At 59.7% G+C, this 17,327-nt stretch carries 14 protein-coding genes and 1 pseudogene; 5 read left to right on the forward strand and 10 right to left on the reverse strand.

Going from position 1 to position 17,327, the window contains the following annotated elements; translation table 11 throughout:
* The first annotated feature begins 10 nt into the window (after nucleotides 1-10).
* From NF876_RS14305 to NF876_RS14315, 3 genes are all read left to right on the forward strand, one after another.
* Nucleotides 11-388 carry a c-type cytochrome gene (locus NF876_RS14305; protein WP_262269462.1) on the forward strand — a complete coding sequence of 126 codons (378 nt, stop codon included), beginning with the start codon at nucleotides 11-13 and terminating at the stop codon, nucleotides 386-388.
* 875 nt (nucleotides 389-1,263) lie between these two features.
* Nucleotides 1,264-2,181 carry an NADP-dependent oxidoreductase gene (locus NF876_RS14310; protein ID WP_262269463.1) on the forward strand — a complete coding sequence of 306 codons (918 nt, stop codon included), beginning with the start codon at nucleotides 1,264-1,266 and terminating at the stop codon, nucleotides 2,179-2,181.
* Between the two features lie 711 nt (nucleotides 2,182-2,892).
* Complete coding sequence (locus NF876_RS14315) at nucleotides 2,893-3,312, forward strand: cupin domain-containing protein (RefSeq protein ID WP_262269464.1); 420 nt, start codon at nucleotides 2,893-2,895, stop codon at nucleotides 3,310-3,312.
* Between the two features lie 454 nt (nucleotides 3,313-3,766).
* Here the strand turns inward: NF876_RS14315 and NF876_RS14320 are convergent, their stop codons facing one another.
* From NF876_RS14320 to NF876_RS14350, 6 genes are all read right to left on the reverse strand, one after another.
* Nucleotides 3,767-5,074, reverse strand: coding sequence for a bifunctional alpha/beta hydrolase/OsmC family protein (locus NF876_RS14320; RefSeq protein WP_262269485.1), 1,308 nt, complete (start codon nucleotides 5,072-5,074; stop codon nucleotides 3,767-3,769).
* Nucleotides 5,075-5,399: 325 nt separating this feature from the next.
* On the reverse strand, nucleotides 5,400-5,945 hold the full coding sequence (locus tag NF876_RS14325; protein ID WP_262269465.1) for a carboxymuconolactone decarboxylase family protein: 546 nt from the start codon (nucleotides 5,943-5,945) through the stop codon (nucleotides 5,400-5,402).
* A 34-nt stretch (nucleotides 5,946-5,979) separates the two neighbouring features.
* Nucleotides 5,980-6,597: a nitroreductase family protein gene (locus NF876_RS14330; RefSeq protein ID WP_262269466.1), complete on the reverse strand. Its 618-nt coding sequence runs from the start codon at nucleotides 6,595-6,597 to the stop codon at nucleotides 5,980-5,982.
* A 1,218-nt stretch (nucleotides 6,598-7,815) separates the two neighbouring features.
* Nucleotides 7,816-8,250 (reverse strand): response regulator transcription factor, encoded by a 435-nt coding sequence (locus NF876_RS14340; protein WP_262269467.1) that lies wholly within the window; start codon nucleotides 8,248-8,250, stop codon nucleotides 7,816-7,818.
* Nucleotides 8,251-8,650: 400 nt separating this feature from the next.
* On the reverse strand, nucleotides 8,651-9,307 hold the full coding sequence (locus NF876_RS14345) for a response regulator transcription factor (protein ID WP_262269468.1): 657 nt from the start codon (nucleotides 9,305-9,307) through the stop codon (nucleotides 8,651-8,653).
* Nucleotides 9,308-9,989: 682 nt separating this feature from the next.
* The gene (locus tag NF876_RS14350; protein ID WP_262269469.1) at nucleotides 9,990-10,280 is read right to left on the reverse strand and encodes a DUF1330 domain-containing protein; all 291 of its coding nucleotides are present in this window, start codon (nucleotides 10,278-10,280) and stop codon (nucleotides 9,990-9,992) included.
* A gap of 160 nt (nucleotides 10,281-10,440) precedes the next feature.
* On the opposite strand from NF876_RS14350, the gene NF876_RS14355 reads away from it, so the two are divergent.
* Nucleotides 10,441-10,884: a MarR family winged helix-turn-helix transcriptional regulator gene (locus NF876_RS14355; protein WP_262269470.1), complete on the forward strand. Its 444-nt coding sequence runs from the start codon at nucleotides 10,441-10,443 to the stop codon at nucleotides 10,882-10,884.
* A 453-nt stretch (nucleotides 10,885-11,337) separates the two neighbouring features.
* Here NF876_RS14355 and NF876_RS14360 read toward each other — a convergent pair whose 3' ends face one another.
* From NF876_RS14360 to NF876_RS14370, 3 genes and pseudogenes are all read right to left on the reverse strand, one after another.
* On the reverse strand, nucleotides 11,338-11,829 hold the full coding sequence (locus NF876_RS14360; RefSeq protein WP_315975040.1) for a response regulator transcription factor: 492 nt from the start codon (nucleotides 11,827-11,829) through the stop codon (nucleotides 11,338-11,340).
* Nucleotides 11,830-12,202: 373 nt separating this feature from the next.
* Nucleotides 12,203-12,631 (reverse strand): annotated as a pseudogene (locus tag NF876_RS14365) (DDE-type integrase/transposase/recombinase); the annotation flags it as partial.
* Between the two features lie 742 nt (nucleotides 12,632-13,373).
* Nucleotides 13,374-13,520: a hypothetical protein gene (locus NF876_RS14370; RefSeq protein ID WP_262269471.1), complete on the reverse strand. Its 147-nt coding sequence runs from the start codon at nucleotides 13,518-13,520 to the stop codon at nucleotides 13,374-13,376.
* A 407-nt stretch (nucleotides 13,521-13,927) separates the two neighbouring features.
* Here NF876_RS14370 and NF876_RS14375 point away from each other — a divergent pair, with 407 nt between their 5' ends.
* Nucleotides 13,928-14,332, forward strand: coding sequence for a YybH family protein (locus tag NF876_RS14375; protein WP_262269472.1), 405 nt, complete (start codon nucleotides 13,928-13,930; stop codon nucleotides 14,330-14,332).
* A 941-nt stretch (nucleotides 14,333-15,273) separates the two neighbouring features.
* Here the strand turns inward: NF876_RS14375 and NF876_RS14380 are convergent.
* Complete coding sequence (locus NF876_RS14380) at nucleotides 15,274-16,014, reverse strand: transglutaminase-like cysteine peptidase (RefSeq protein WP_262269473.1); 741 nt, start codon at nucleotides 16,012-16,014, stop codon at nucleotides 15,274-15,276.
* Between the last annotated feature and the right edge of the window lie 1,313 nt (nucleotides 16,015-17,327).

The raw sequence follows: 17,327 nt of genomic DNA on the forward strand, positions 1-17,327 counted from the left end.
GACGTTCGCAATGAAAAGCGCAGAACAGATTATCGCGGCTATCGTGGTGATGATACTTGGCGGAGCCACCGTGACTCCCAGCTACGCACAGGACGCCGAGCATGGAAAGACCATCTTCAAAGCCTGCGCGGCATGCCATGCGACAGATAATGTCAATCGTGTCGGGCCGGGTATGGGGGGAATCATCGGCCGGAAAGCGGGTACGGTTCCCGGCTTCAGCTATAGTAGCGCGATGAAGAAGTCCGGCCTTGTCTGGGATTCGGCGATTCTTGATGCGTACCTGGAGTCGCCGCAGAAGGTGGTTCCCGGAAACAGGATGCCCTACGCAGGGCTGAAGGACCCGACGGATCGGATGGACCTCATTGCCTATCTTGCTACGTTGAAGTAGCGGCGGGTTCAGCGAGGCCTCAGCAAGACGCCATCTTTCGGACTTTGATCGTCGATACTGCCAGCCGGCGTCTCCAGGCGTTCGAATTGCGTGATCCTCTGTCCGAGGTCGTGACGGCCATGCACGCTGCGAGCGCCCTACCTGAGCTTCGCGCGCAGCGGCGGTTACACGATCTGCTTCCCTGACTAGCTAAGCATTTCGCGAGGCCCATTCGTCGAGAGTCTCTGACGATAGAGGTTGCGATGCCCCAGTGCATATCACCGGCTTCTTAGAACTTGACCGCATCCCACAAGGGTGGCTATTGACACCGATTCTCCGTCAAGTCCCTGACCCAGTACAGCCTGGCTGCGATAATATCCCACTTGTTCTTTGAGCGGGACTCATGCTGCGTAATGGCTTCGTGACAAACCAGCCTTGAGTCGGCTTAAGATCCCCTCGGCGGGGGAGCACACAGCGCTATTGGCCGACGATACCCAGCGCCTATCGAAAGTATGTCCAAAGGGAATTTCTCATTCCGCTGACCGAGTCCGATCCTGAGGTCGACTGAGCTGGCTGAACCCGCAGCCGCCTTGAAATTAATTGAAGCGGGTGCGCCGGCCCGCCGAGCCGCGCGCAGGTAGCAACGGAGTCCCTATGAAGTCATCGAAGAATCTTGGCCTGGCTGTCGCCGAGATGAGCGGAGCGGCTCCAGCAGGCGCGACCGCGAACGTCGCGGATGCCGATGATTCATTGGTCAAGCCCCTACCCGGCACCGAACAGCGACGGAAGCGAGGTCGTGCGGTTCTACCTTCGCTTTCGGAGACTAGCCATCGCCCCGGTGTTCCATCGCTGCGACTTTTCCAACAAAGAGACACATGATCGAGGAGAGAACTCACATGAAGGCAATTGTTGTGACGGATCAGGCTGCGGGAGCGGCCGGGATGACGCTGGTGGAGCGGCCCGAGCCGCAGGCCGCGATCAACGACGTGATCGTTGAGGTTCATGCGTCGGGGTTCGTTCCGACCGAACTGACGTGGCCCTCGACCTGGACCGATCGCCTTGGCCGGGAGCGGACGCCCGTGATCCCCGGGCATGAGCTGGCCGGCGTGGTCACCGCTCTCGGCTATGGCACGACGGGCCTGTCGGTGGGGCAGCGGGTGCTCGGCCTCACGGACTGGTATCGTGATGGCACGCTCGCGGAATATGTTGTGGTGGAGGCACGGAATCTCGCGCCGTTGCCGGGCGACGTCGACTTCACGGTGGGCGCGAGCCTGCCGATCTCGGGCCTGACCGCCTGGCAGGGACTGTTCCAACACGGTCGCCTTCAGGCGGGTCAGAGCGTGCTTGCGCACGGCGCGGCTGGCGCCGTCGGCTCAATGGTGACGCAGCTCGCACGGGAGGCCGGGGCCTACGTCATCGGCACCGGACGCGGCGCCGATCGGCAGAAAGTACTCGACTTCGGAGCGAATGAATTCGTCGACCTCGAGAACGACGCTCTGGAAGACATTGGCGCAGTCGATCTGGTGTTCGATGTCATCGGCGGTGACATCCAGAGGAGGTCCGCGGCCCTGATCCGGGCCGGAGGATCGTTAGTGACCGTCGTCGGTCCGGCGGAGGCTCGGCCCACAGGCGGCTTGGCGGTTGATTTCGTCGTAGAGGCCGATCGTGCTCAATTGGGTGAGATCGTCCAGCGGGTTCGGGACGGACGACTGCGGACGAACATCGGTACGGTTTCGACGTTCGACGATGCCGCCGCAACCTTCAACTCGACGGATCGACGCGCGGGCAAGACGGTCACTCGCGTTCGTCCGTAAGAGCTTGATGAGGGCGAGCGGTCTAGAGTGCCGGAGGACGGGCACCCTAGCGGTTGGCGAGCGCAGGGAGCCGCTCAAACTCTTTTTAAGCAAGGATATCTATGAGTGAACTCACTGCCGACATAGAGGCGATCATCCAACAGGCGATTCTGTGGTTCGTCGCGACAATCCACGAGGGCATAAAGCCCAAATCTTCCGCCGAAGGAGTCCTTGACGGTCGTGAAAGGCGTTCCCTACTTCACCGATATCGCACCCTCCCGGACGATATTGAACTCGAGAGTCTATCCCACGGTCGAAGTTAACGTAGTCGATCTCTTTCTGAGAGGCGATTATCGATTCGAGTGCCATCCGCTGATACTGGGGCCGACAGTGACGAGTATTTGATGATCGCCTACCGGGTTCAGGCGACGCACAGCTCAGAGTATCCCGTCGATCACGAGGTCAAACATGAAACCACTTTGGTCACTCTGTTGCTGTCGCCGACCCACATACTTGCCCGCCGCGTCAAAGTCAGGATGAGATCAGGAGCATCTATGATCAAAAGTACTCTGTGACACCGATCGGCGCAAGGGTGCAAGGCCCGCGAGGCCAATCCTGTTGAAGTGCGCCGACCTCAGCCGTACCCGCGGGGATCCGGCGGTGCAGCGCGGTCTGCAAGTGACGGTGCCATAGAGAATAAAGCCAACCTACATCCATAGAGAGAGGAAGCCAATGAAGATCGGAACCATGATCGCCGCCATCTGCACGGGCCTTGCCTGTTCGATGGCCGGCCCCGTCTACGGCGAGGATAGCAAAGGGCAAGCTGTCAAGGAAAACTTCGAGGCGGCCATTCCCAACCTCCCGGGTAAGTCGCTTATCGCTGTGGAAGTCGACTACGCGCCTGGCGGAGCCTCCGCACCGCACGCTCACGCGAAGTCGGCTTTCATCTACGCCTATGTAATCTCGGGCGCGATCGAGTCGAAGGTGAACGACGGCGGGACGCGCATCTATCGGGCGGGCGAGAGTTGGTCCGAACCGCCGGGAGCGATCCATTCGATCAGCCGCAATGCGAGCAAGACAAAGCCGGCAAAGCTGCTCGCTGTCTTCGTCCTCAACAGCCGCGACAACCCGCTGACAACATCAGTCAAGTAAACCACCAGAGGCATCGAGAGGAACGAGGGTCTTCCGTTGCGAGGCGGAGGGCTTCCGCGCACCGTCCAAGGGCTTTTCTTCGAGGATTTCCGCTCCACCAGCCAGCAACGGGCCCTACGTCTCCTCTCGCGGTGTGTTGAAATGATAATGAGCGTCCGGCGACCTGACTCTCCTCATAATCCGGAAGGATGCCGCTGCACTGTGGGCCGGCGCAGGCGCGTTGGCGCCGAGCGACAAGCCGGGCTTCCCCCATTACGGATCGTAGGTGACTACGGGAAATACGACCGTCGTGAGCCGCCTCAGGACTACGCAGACGCTAGGTGCGGCGGGGCCCTCGACGTCTGGGACTCCTCCGTCAGCAACGGGCCGCCTGCCCAGCCGGAGATCGCGGCGCTGTCGCATGTTGATTGGGACGCCATCCGGACAGCTTCGGCTTCGCCCACGCCGCCCTCCGTTAGACTCTTGGAGCGGAGGAGTTGCCTGCGAGTTCCCGAACAGGGTCTTGGGTTTGCGCGCGCATCAGCTCCTTGAACGTGTCGACCGACGTGGACACGACCGACACAGACTCAAGCGTCCGGTGCACGGGGCACTTGTTGGCGATCTCGATGATCTTCGCCCGGAGCTCCTCCGTCACCTCGGCGTCGACGGCGATGATGCGCGTGAATCGGTCAATCTTCCCGTTCGGCGAGACATCCGCTGCGCAGTCGGCGCAGTCGGTGGCATGGACCTTCTCGTGTGCGACGTCGACGCTGACACGGCCCAGGGGAATGTTCTTGTGGTCCGCGTAGAGGCGAAGGGTCATCGAGGTGCACGCCCCAAGGGCAATTGAAAGGAAGTCATAAGGCGTCGGTCCCAAGTCGAGGCCACCCATCTTCGTGGGCTCGTCGGCAAAGAGCCGATGTCGGCCGGCGCGCACCATATTCTGGAAACGGCCCTCCCCGATTTCCATGACGCGCACGTTGCCGAGGATGTCGTCCTCCTGTGGCGTGTCCGCCGGCACGTAGCGCGACAGCCAGCCCGCCATCGCTTGGGCCGCGAACGCAGCGTCTGCCGGATCGGAAAGCAAATGGTCGGCCTGGTCCAGGGATATGAAGCTCTTGGGGTGTTTTGCCGCCAAGAAGATTTCAGTGGCGTTCTCGATGCCGACGGTCTCGTCCCACGGGGCATGCATGATGAGAAGCGGTTTTCGCAGTGATGAAATGTCGTGCGAAAGCGGCTCGCGACGCACGTCCTCGACGAACTGCCTGCTGATCTTGAACGTGCGCTCTCCGATGCGTACGTCCGCAGCGCCGTCGTCCTGGATTCTTGAGAGGTCCGAGGACGACAACACATGCTTCAGCACGTGGCTGGCATCCGCGGGAGCCCCAATCGTCACGACGGCCCGGGTCTCTGGAACCCGCTTTGACGCCGACAGCACTGCGGCCCCGCCAAGCGAGTGTCCGATGAGCACGGACGGCGCCTCGTAGTGCCGACGCAAATAGTCCGCCGCAGAAACGAGGTCAGCCACGTTTGACGAGAAGTTGGTTGACGAGAACTCGCCCTCGCTTGATCCAAGTCCGGTGAAGTCAAAACGCAGGAGCGCGATGCCCTCGCGGGCGAGCTCGGCGGCAATCCGCCGAACGGCGGCCAGGTCCTTGGAGCACGTGAAGCAGTGCGCAAACAGGGCGTAGGCACGAACCGGCCCGTTGGGTAGGTCGAGCCGCGCGGCGAGACTCGCGCCTGAATAACCGGGGAAGTCTAGTCGTAAGGGTTGTGAAGTCATTTGCACCGCCCGCGCCGATTCTGTTGCTGCGTACGCTAGGACGACATGGGGCATCGGCCACTCCCCATGCGTCCCGTCGATTGCCCGGTTGCTCTCCTCGTAACGCGGCTTCCCCTGCACTCCGGACCTTGGCGGCTTCCGGCCGCCAGTTTGGGTCTTCGAGGAATGGCAGAGGCATGGCCCACAGCGTCGCGGTCGGCGCATACAAAAAGCCCCGATGCGTTCCCACAAATCTTTTCCGGGTGCGTCTGGGCTTTGGCGTTACCCTCGCGTCACATGAAATCCCCAAAGACCGTCTGCGATGGTCGATGCGGTGCTATAGCGTTCAGATCGAGCCAGCCGGCGCAACAGCAGGAAAGTCCTTCTCAGGATCAAACACGTTATTGAAGAAGTTTGTCAGAGAGTACATGGCCACCAGTGCGACGATCTCCATGACGTTGGCATCCGTGTAGCCCGCATCACGGATGGCTTTCAGATCCGCGTCACTAACATGGCCGCTGGTCTCGGTGACTTTGCGTGCAAACTGGACGGCGGCGTCCCGCTTTGGATCGCTGGCATGGCCCTTCCGAGCGAGAATGATGTCGTCGGCCGTAAGCTTGGCCATATGCTCGGCCGTAAAGCTGTGAACCGTAAGGCAATAATCGCAGCCATTCACTTCGGAGACAGCCAGTCCGATACTGTCGCGCGTCTTCACGTCTAGGACTTTGCTCAGCGAGCCGAGCAGGGAGGCCCACGCGTTGAACGCGATCGGGCTCTGCGCGAAAGCCGCCATCATATTGGGGGTGAATCCGATGTTCTTAGTAAAACCATCAAGCGTCGGCTTCGAATCGGCCGGCACCTGTTCCGGCCTTAACACTACAGTTCTTGGCATCGTAGTCTCCGCAATTCACTGGTCTTCCGAATAATCATACGAGAGTCAGCACCTCGGCGACCGGACGGCGTGGCTTCTGCGGCCAGTTCCCCGGACGCTCTACCCCTATGGACAACAGCATGACCGGCACCTCGTCCTCGGCCAGTGCAAACTCGCGGTGCACCGCCTCGGCGTCGAACCCGATCATTGGCGTCGAACCCAGCCCTAACGAACGGGCCGCATAGATCATCGCCGCCGCTCCGAAGGTCGCGGAGCGTACCGCCTCGTCGCGCTGGCGCTGCGGGTAGTCCTGATACAGACTGCGTGCGGGTAGTTCCCAATCGGGTATCAGCTTCGCCGGCATAATGCCCGCTTCCACCAACGGCGCCAAGCGCGCCGGTACGACGCTAGAATCGGCCAGCTGACCGCAGACGATGAAGGTGACGGCCGCTTCGGTGATCGCGGGCTGATCCCAAGCGATTGGACGCAACCGGGCCTTGGCTTCAGCCGAGCGTACGGCGATGAAGCGCCAGTTCTGCAAGTGGAAAGATGTCGGTGCGGTCGTGCCGATGCGCACCAGCTCGCGGATTTGGTCGTCGGTCAGGCTAGCGGTAGGGTCATAGTACTTGGCCGCGCTGCGGCTCAGGATACTTTCGATGACGGCGTTAGTCATAGTGCTTCCGTTGGTCACAATGATTCCTATAGGTGAGGGGATAGGTTGAGGTACAAGCGTGCTTTCGCTCTCTCCGCGCAAAATGCTGCGACGACGGAGCGCGTTCAAAATCTCACGCCGGGACCACGGGTAGCGTCGCAGGTTGTTGCCGGCGGGTCTGATACGACGCAGCCCCCGAGCCGGAAAGCGTTGGCCATTTTCTCCCGTTGCGTGGCCCATCCCAACGATCGCCTTCATCGTTCACTTGCATCCGTGCCCTCGGTGGTTATCTTCCGAAACTCTTTGCACACGAGCGAAAATGTCCTGCCGAAACCCGATGGGCAAATGACCTTTGGTTATGGAGTCGATGCCATCGACACGGCCCGCAAAAAGAAGGTTCAACATGCGGTACAAATATCTGCTTCTTACGTCGAAGGAGAGCGTTAGCGGATGGAGAGTGCCGATTCCGAGGCGGAGCCGGCGCTGCTCCCCGAACACTTGAGCAAAGAGATCTACGGGGCGGCAATATCGTGTGAGCCCCCGCCCCTGCGGCTATCGACGACGTGAGGCGGACTTCCTGAACAGACCAGCGTACCAGCGCTGCGGCCGCGTTCCGCCGCTTTTTTGGGGTGACGTGAGAGTGTTAGCGCGCTTGCGCATCACCGCGATCATGGCAAAGGTCAGCATCACCGGCGAAACGTGCCGGTGCCAGCCGCGCCACGAGTGTTTCTCATTGTGCGTCAGCCCCAACTCTGTCTTCGCCGTCTCAACCGCATCCTCGATGGCCCGGCGCTGCCCTCCACCTGCATCAGGGGCTCGGCCGATGTCTCGGCCGCACACCATGTCGAGAAGAACCCCAGGCCCCGACAGCGATGCTGCGCCGGATCATTAGCCATCGTGTCCACGGGCCGGTGACTTCGTCGTTGTATTCCTCGGCCCTGAGATCGGCTAGCTTGAGATGGGCCCGGTCATACAGGCGCGGACCCTTAGCGCCGCCACCCGCTGACAGGCGCGCCCGTGCCACCGGGAGCGAGTTCCTGTGCAATCTGTTCGACCGTGCTTGCAACTCCAAGTTTGCTGTTTCAGGAATAGAGCTGAGTGGTGGCACGGGCGCCGAGCACTTGGCAGCTCTCGGGCCGAAGAAGAGAAGGAAAGGTTTCAACTGCAGTACCTCTCGTAGACTACCTCGGTGTGATTGCGATCGATGAAGGACGCGCTGGCGGGTTCAGGAATGTGGGTTCAGGCTGCCCGCTGTGCGGTTGCTGGCTGGGGCGCAACGCAGTCCATGCCACCTGATGGATCGATTGCTCGGCAGACTGTTTCATACACACGGGACGGAGTCGGTTGCTTGAGGATAAGGTTGCCTCGTGACGACACCCGATCCTCGTCTGACGATAGAATCACCGCCCTGTCGCGGTGGGTGTCATGATACTCATCCGCTAAAATCCAGCCGTCGATTAACAGGGGGAGCGAAGCGCGCGCGTAGAGCCAGTCGATGGGGTGCTTCCAGTCCCGCAGGATCAGAAAGGCTTTCTCTCCTGTTTCCGCTGTGATGACTTCGTGGCCTTGAGCACCCAGCCATTCTGCAAGCGCTCCCCGAAAAATCGGATTGGTGTCGGCAACGAGGATCCTTTGGGGTGTAATTCTGCCCATGATTTTCTCCGAGACCGACATTCGCTTGCTCGTTGCCGGCGGGGCTCCAGTAAACAACAGGCTGAAGGTAGCACAGTTGAATCCGCGAATTCGATTATCTTGGGGGGAGGAAGCGTTCACCGATTGGGCTTGGGACGCCTATACTTTGGTTTCAGATACTTGTAGCTGAAGTGGGACTTTGAGTTAGGTCGATAGGCGAAGCATCGTCATAGTACATTGGTAAGGAGCTGCTCACTTGCGGTCTTCTTGAGTGCGGCGACGCAGCTGGGCGCCGATGCTGCTGACTACGTGCGCTCGCACATTGCAGAAGAGCCTGCCCCGAGTGCTACGAGCTTGATAGAGGCCGGCTAGACGCAGCACATATAGTTCATGTTCAGTGCGTCAGTGTGCGTGCGGACGGTCCACCTGCTGCTTCGGAGTGCTATTTTGAAGATGAGCTGATACCAAGTGTCTCTGCCATTCTAACCAGATCGGCTAGAGACCGCGCGCCCATTTTGCGCATGACGTGACCGCGATGGATCTTGATTGTAATTTCGCTGAGCTTCAGTTCTCCTGCGGCTTGTTTGTTCATTAAGCCGGCAGTGACAAGTCTCATCACTTCCCGCTCTCGCTGGGTCAGGGTTTCAAATCGGGCCCGCAGGTTTACTAATTGCTTCTCGGTTTGTCGCCGCTCGCGGTCACGATCTAACGCTGTAGCCACCGCATCTAGCATGTCTTGATCACGAAACGGCTTTGCTAAAAAATCGACGGCCCCAGCCTTCATCGCTTTCACCGACATTGGGATGTCGCCGTGGCCGGTCATAAAGATAACTGGAATATGGGTCCCAGCTTTCGTCAACGCCGCCTGAAAGTCCAATCCGCTTAGCCCAGGCAATCTGACGTCGAGCACTAAGCAACTTGCCACGTCAGGAAAATGACCTTCTAGTAGCTCTGCGGCCGAACCGAAAATTTCGACGTTATACCCAACTGATCGAAATAGGCTGTTAAGCGCTTGTCGTACAGATTCGTCGTCGTCGACCACAAAGATTGTCGGCTCTTCGGCCGGTGTCCTAGGTGGCGAATTTGAACGATGTATCATAGCATACTCTCTGGTGACCGGAGGTGCCAAGCCAAAATAGCACTTCAGGCAACAATTGCTAAAGCCGATCCGAGTGGCCGTTCACGGTGGAACGTTACAAGTATGGAGTTCTAATACCTAGTGAGCTTGAGCTGAGAGAGAAAACGTGAAGCACATGTAAGCACGAGCCGACCATCTCGGCCGCCTCGTCCCCAGCTGGCTTACAGTTCATCGAACCGTCTTCGCGAGTCAGGCCGCCAGCCTTATGGTGTTCAAGTTCCAGTTGTGGCGCGACCTGGCCGCGATGGCGCGGCAGGATCTCGCCGTGGCGCTAAACGACGGCCTACCGGTGCTGGTCTGCCCCTCCGCCCGGGCCCATCGCTACCGCGGTTTTCCAGGCGTTGCCAGCTTGGGCTAGGTTACTCTCGTCCCTCAACCTGCTAGGCCTGCGGTGCCACCTATGCTTCACCTTGCTGGGCACGATTCTCGCCACCAGAGTAGCCCCAGTCGATGCGGCAGATCTTGCCTTTGCGCCTGAACTCCCGGCTGTCCAGGGGCTTGCCTTTGCGTACGCCGGTCCGGAGAGCCGTCGCAAAGCTAAGAGGCTGGCCGCAGCCTTGGTTTGATGCCGACGTAAGGGGCCATATCACGATTCCATGGCCTTGGTCGCGTGCGAGACTGCAGGATGCGTATTTGGCTCTCCTCAGCCCGCGTCGACGACAAACATGCATGCTTCCTGCGCCGCGCCGCGCTCAGCTTTGATCGGCGCGTACTCCTCTGACTGGTAAAACGCCAGCGCGTCGGCCAGGGTCGCGAATTCGAAGATGCCAGCCAAGGGCAAGGGCGCCACGTCCCCTTCCAGCATCTGGGCCACCGGGCCGAAGTGGAGGATCCGGCCCCCCGCAGCCTGGAGTGCCGCCTGAAAGCGCGGTGCCAGGGCGGCCTGCCGGGCCGGATCTTTAATACGCAGATTGACGTGGACATAGGCTGGCATGGTGGGGTTCCCATATAATACTGTATATGCAGTATTATATGGGTTAGGACTTGTCGAGACCTGCACATGACAGAGACTTCCGATCTCTATCAACGCGTCGAAACCGAGCGCCCGGCCTTCAAGGCCCGGGTGACCGCGCGGGCGCTCACGCGTTACTACAATGCCTGCTTTCGGCCCTCGGGGGATCACCGCAGAGCAGTTCAGCCTTCTGGTGGGGATCGGCGGCAGCCGCGAGCCAACGCTTGCTGAGCTGGCGGCACGTGCCGGGGTCGACGCCACCACTCTCAGCCGCAGCGTCACGAGCCTCGAGCGGCGGGGTCTGGTGCGCAACCACGGGGCGGGGCCGGGCCGGCAAACGCCTGGTGCTGACCGATGCGGGCGTCCGGCTGATGAACGAGGCCATGGCCGCCTGGGAGCGCGCCCGGATCCGATTGGCAGCGGCTCTTGGCGAGGAGGCATCGCGTGTTGCCGGAAGCGTCTTGTCCCAGCTTGCCGTCGCCGCGCAGGCTGCGGCCTCGGCTGTCTCATCAAAGGACTCTTCAGGTCCCTAGCTCGGGACACCCGCCGCCCTATGGCAACGCATGGGCCGCCGTTGGTGTGGTGAGCACTGCCTCTTGATCGGGATGGCATCGCCTCCTCCTCCCGCTGAGCAGAGCGGGTCATCTCCAACGGGTCGATCTCCCGGGGGCTACCTTACCCCGGAATGGGCGTAGGCGAGGCGTCCGTCAAAGCACCAGATATCCGATTGACCTCACGCATTCAGCATCGCGCAGCGGAGTAACGCGCATGGGTAGCAACCGTCTGATACAATCCATTAGCTGGTCCAGACCCGACGGCGCATTGAAACTGCGCTAAGCCAGCGGACCGAGCCTGCCATGCCAATTGGATCGCGGTATGGGACGCGCGGCACCTGACAATTCGTGGCCGCACACGCTCATCAGCCACACAAAACCACTGCGCAGTGTCGACGCAGTGGTCTCTCATCGCGTGCCTTCATAAAATCCATCACAGCCTAACTCCGCACGCCGGGTTAGCTGGGCCGAGCGTCGGCCAAAAGCTACCGTGCGGGGTCCGCGTCCTTATTCCTCTTCAAAGCAGAAGCGAGACAATCAAGTAAGACCTGTTCATCGAACGGTTTGCTCAGGAAGCAAATCGCTCCAGCCTCCAGCACCCGGGTCCGAATCCTTTCTTCCGGGAAAGCCGTGATAAAAATGATTGGCATACTTAGACCTTCGGAAATCAGAACCCGCTGTAACTCGACCCCCCCCATACCCGGCATCTGCACATCTAGGATCAGACAAGATGTCTCGCTTACGTATGGAGACTGCAAGAACTCTTCCGCGGATCCAAATAGGTGAGTAGCCAATCCGATTGAGTTGAGGAGGCTCTTAAGCGCAAGGCGAACGGACTCATCATCTTCGATGATCGAAATGACTGAACCATCTGGCAAGTGGACTGCCCTTCCGTCGCGGAGGCTACGAGTTGTCTGGCTCAATTCAACTATAAGCATCCACAATACGATCAGCACGTAATTTAGAGTATCATACATAGGTTTATAGCTGTGGAACCAAGGTGTCAGGGCTATCTCTATTCGGCGGGTTGAGACCAAGCACTTTCAGGCCTTCCACATTCCCGATGTTTGACGTCATTCATAGGTCCTTGCTTCTCTTCGGGATCAGCTCTGCGGCTCCCCAGCTTGGGATCTAAAAAATGAGGCGGTCCAACCTGTTACGCGTCCTAATCGCGCAAGACACGACCGAGACAGGGGCTCACGCGAACTCACCTCATCCACGTCCCGCAAGGGACATCCCTCGGCTGGGTGGCGGATCTTGGATCGCCTTCTCTTCGGGCGGCAGGCTGTTCCGGTGAGTGATCGGGCGGTTGCTGTGGCACTCTCCTTCGTACAGCGGAACTCGGTGCCACTGCTCCGAGGGCGTTGTGAGGGATGGCTGCGGACTACGGGCATACTTCGCTTGTTGTTTACGCATCGTGTGGATCAACTCAATGCCACCCAGGATCACTCGGGCGATGGCAACGGATTGGAAACCGAGCGTCGGCCTGAGCACCGTTTGATTGCGCGATGATTCTGCTCAGTGCGGTTATTGCGATATTGGCTCTGCCGTATCCCGATCCGCTTCAGCTGGCGACCTGAATAGTTTTGCAGTCGGTCCCTCCTATCGCAAAACAGGATCGCTTTACGATTGGCCTGGCTGCCGTCGATGACGTTCCTCTCGGGACAGCCATATCGACTGAGAACGCTATTCGGGAACTGCTTCGCGACTACGATTGCGCCGTTCGCTGAACCAGAATTCCATCGTGCCGCAGTTGCTATCAACTGCTCGGTGTAGATACAGTATCAAAAATGTCAAGGGCATCGATCTAGTCAGGCTCTTTTGATCCCTCAGGCTCTTGGTGCTCCATCCTCCGCTGCTCTGCTCGGCGGGCCGCACGCGCCTCCTCGATGAGAGCAACTTTGCGCTCACGCGTCGCGGGATGGATAAAGCGCAAGTGCGCCAAGAACGGGGCGTCCTTCGCTGGATTAGGTGTCAGGTGGAAATAGAAGCGGATCATCGCGCTCACATTCAGGATTTCAGACTGATTGCGCGCAAGGGCAACGCGCCGGCTTGACGGAACCGCCTTTTCAGGAGGCCTGCGCGAGACTGGCAGCGGTTTCGCTGCTACGGAAGTGGCGCGGCGTTATCGATTCCATTCCTGGCCGAGTGATGCCGGCAATCTGTAGCGAGCCGCTCCAGTGTCGAAGAGGCTGTGAGGTCCTTTGCACTGTCCGCGTCGATTCTGTCGCTTCGTGGATTGCGACCATGTGGGGCATCGGCTTCTCCCCGCGCGTCCGCTCGCTTACTCGGATAGTCTAATCTTAAGGCGGCACCCGCCGTGCACTTTGCCCGTGGCGAACTCCGACTACCGGGCTACCTTTTCAAAGAATGGCGGTAGCCGCAGCCCCGATTGAGCCGCCGTGCTCTCCGGTCGGTCCTGATCGCCCAGCGCTTCCTCGTTGGCCCTACCGCGAGCGCGCTCGCCACGATAACCCTGCCCATTCTGAAAGGGTGCCGCGCCAAGCAGGCGCAGGGTCCATCAATACCATTCCTCCAGGAAGTGATCGGTGAGATTCTTGAGATCTTGCTGAACATCTCGATTGTACTTGCCGACCGCGAACTCGAGCGCGGTACAGTTCTCCGCCTCCAGGTGCCCATCCGCGCGGGCGCCTCGCCTGGTGCGCATTCCTTGTACATACGGTCTATGATCGGCAGGCCGACGGCCCAGGCGTCGGTGAACTCGGCCCAGGCATTCCGTAATCGGAGTTCCTCGCATATGCGCCGCGTTAGGCGAATACCTCTTTATTCGACCAGTACGATCCTTAGAGTACGAGTTTTTGAGGCGGCACTGCATGAAATCCCAATTTCGCCGCCGTCGCGGGCGACGAAGCGGTTCGGCTTGGGGTAAGCGTCGTCGATTTTCGAACTGCGGTGAGTACTGTCGTAGCGCTATTCTCCGCCGCTATGAAATTTATATGCACCGGCTATTGGGAAGTTCTGTCCCGCGCTGCGATCAATAACGACCACTGTCGCGGATTTCATTGGGTAACGCGCGGTGCACCCGTTTCAAACCAGACGAACAGGAGACCACCGATGACCGAGACTTTTCCCCTTCCTACTAGACCCGAAGACATTATCCCGTCGCTAGTTAAGCGATTTAACTCGGGTGACGTCAGCGCGCAGATGGCCATGTACGCTCAGGATGCTGTGTTCATCGCGAACGACGGGCAAACCATCACTGATCACGCTCAGATCGCTACCATAATCGACCGCGACATCAAGCTCGGCCTGCCGCTGCTGACCAATGTGCGCCATGTTTTCGTTGCCGGCGATACCGCCCAGATCGTCGTGGACTGGTCAATTGACGGCAAGGGTCCCGACGGCGAGGACGTGCATCTCGGAGGCTCGGCATGCGATATCGCGCGCCGTGGCGCGGATGGGTTCTGGCGGTACGTTATCGACAATAACCAAGGGACCGCAGTGCGACATCCTGCCTGACATATGTCCGCCACGGCAGCTCTCAGCAATGGAGCCACCTTAGAGCCTGGCGTCGATGATCAACGTCACTCAATGAACCTACATAGCCGGAGATTTGGACCTGTCAGCCCGAATTCTCTGGGAGACGATGGACGCCTGGTTCGACGCAGAACGTGGCACCAGCGACCAACGAGGCCAAGCCTCGGTGCATAGCCGTGGAGCTATTTATACACAACGCATGATCTGGATATGGAGTATCTCTGATGAAGACTATAACGGTTCTGCAGATTCCCTTGCTCTTCGTGCTCGCGACAGCAAGTGCTGCTCAGGAGGGGCCTGCATCTCCAAGCATGCCCTGCAAAAATGTAGCGAGCTTGGTTGCAAATGCTGGGTCTGTGGTACTACGTACTGGACCGCACAATTACAACCTGTATGTCACAACCTCAGATTTTTGCCGAAATGCCCAAGGCATCGCGCCTGCTTTCATTCCGACAAGGGACAGTCAAACGTGCTTCATCGGGTATACCTGTAACAACCATGGTCCTTCCAAGGGGGACAAAGGGTCAAGTTGAACTCGTTCACGGCGGCAGGCTGACTGGGTCACCATGATTCATTAGTGAGATCGGCGGCTAACGCGCGAGGGCGCCATGCCGCCGATTTCATTGTATAACACGACCGCGGAACGCTCACAGGACCAAGGGGCACGAGGTTCTGTACCCGAGTGGCATCTCGTGGCTGGAGGAGGCCTTCTCCATGTTCACGAGATCGTTCAGAAGGGATCGGCGGCGACCACACAAGGTATCCGCGACGAGGATCCCTTAGGGCGCGGCCCTGAAGCGCCAGTGTGGATGTTCGGCCGAGCGTAATGCACGACAATGCGGATCGCGCCTGCACCGCGGGTGGATGTCTCCGCTTTGGGTAGTCTGAGCGGCGCCCGAAACTCGAGTCGCCGGTAACTGGGCTTACTGGCTTGCCATCAATGCGGCCTGTTGTTCTTCGTCAAGCGCGACCCAAGCTGGTCTTTGTGATCCCTCTTGCTTGAGGTACTTGTAACCGGTGTCGCTCCAGGCGAGAACGGCCTGTCTTCTATTATCGAGAATGTAGTCCCCGCGGTCCGTGCGAGTCATCAGAACGGCGTGGCCTTCTCCCGCTTCGTCCAGGACGACCGTTATGCGCATCGCTCGGCGCGGAACCCCAAGCTCGGCCAGCAGCCTTCGCTTCAGGAGCTGGTAGTCCTCGCAATCGCCGTAGCCGTCGCCGGGCAGATCCCAATGGTCCATCACACCCCAGTGCTCCGCGTCGGTGACGGGTTTTAATTCGTAGTTGACGCGCTCGTTGATGGTCCCGATCATGCCCCAAGTAGCGGCGCTCAGTTTGAGGACGGCGGGTTCGGAAAGATTGACGGCGCATTCGGTCGGGTAGCGGCCGCAGAAGTCGCTCCAAGCTGGTATGGGCTCTGCTTCGCCGAATGACGGCACTGAAGGACCGAGTGGGAGAGAAGGCAGGTCCTGCTCGGCGGCCTCCTTCGAGGCCAACTGACTTTTGGCGATCTTCGATCGTGAATCCGTGAGCCGACCTGCGGCCAGCTCGATCGCAGCTCGAGAACCAGCCGGCGGACGATAACCACGGTCAGCTATGGCGGATGACAGAAGAACGATGCTGCCTAGGAGCAAAGTCAAACAGGGTATGCTCGCGTTGAACATGAGCGCCGCGCGCCTTGAACCCGCAGGTGAGAGACGTTGCAGTATCACCGAGTTTACAAGCTTGCATCGAGCGCTTATTGACACCGACCTAGTCCGACAAGCGGCGCGCGGTGAGTTCATCAACATGGCCTTCAGCCTTCCTCAGAGCGATTTCGTCTGATATAAGACTAGGGTGAGTGCGGCGTGGCGATCCATGCTACGTATGGTTGGCGCCATAAGATGAACGGCGATCGAACTATACAACCGTTTATCTCCTCAGCACTCCAAGCGGCACTTGAGACAGCTTGCTTTGCGCAAGGGTTCTGACCGCTTGCTCAGAGACCCGCGCGAACCTGGTGCTCACAGCGAAACGCGAATTCGATACTGCTCAAGCACCTGCCCGTTCGAACCTTCCCTCCTTCGGGAACACTGTACCTGAGGGCGCTTTCGCTCCGAGCAATCCCTCCTCGTCCCAGTTCCGGAGCCGATACAGCAATTGAGTTCGTGTGCACAGGCCCAAAGGCCGCCAAATCTGGTCAGGTACGCGCCATTTCGGGCCATGCCGAGCCGCGGACTCGCCCGTCAATGCTACTTCATCGTGTGGCGCATCGACGATGCCCGTTCTCTCCGTGACCGCCTTCGACTGGTGGGATCTGGCGGGATACCGGGCCGGCGTCCCGCCGAGCCGATTGCTTGAATCAATGCCTGTCACGAAGCCGAAGTCATACCAAACCTCGTGAAGCGGACAGTCGCTCCCCGCGAGCAGGGTGCAAGCAGCGTCGAGTGGGGCAGGTTCAATGAGTTCGTGTGGCGTGATCTCCGTCTCCCGCATGAAAAGGGCCGGGAGATCGCGGCGGTGAGTGGCGGATTGGGGCAGCATAGGCCGCGCGGGGCTACCTGCGACCAAGGGCACGTCCAAGCCAGCGGCCGCCTCCCGAAGCTCAGATCCGCGCCGCCCTGCCTGTTACTTGGCCTCCGCAGCGGCGCACGATGGCGGTCGGCCAACATGGTCTCGTATCGGCCCTCCTCTGGTAAAATAGGCCTCGGCTGCAATGAGCACGCCTCTAGTCCTCCAGTGTAGAGCGTCTGGATGCCCAATGGGTCATAGTCGCGATCCTCTGAACTGCCGCCGCCGCACCGATCCACTGTCGGCGCAAATCGATGTGACGCTGTTCTGGCGGGGAGTCAGGCGAGGCTTGTTCAAGCCACAACCGCCACATGGCGTTCACAGTCTGATGGCGGAACCGCTGCTGCGCGGCCCAGTCGAAGAAAGCAAACGGCCCCGCTGGTTAGGAGCCGCAAGGCTTCACTTGCTGAACGCCTACGTCGGAATT

The organism is Microvirga yunnanensis, from assembly GCF_025460875.1.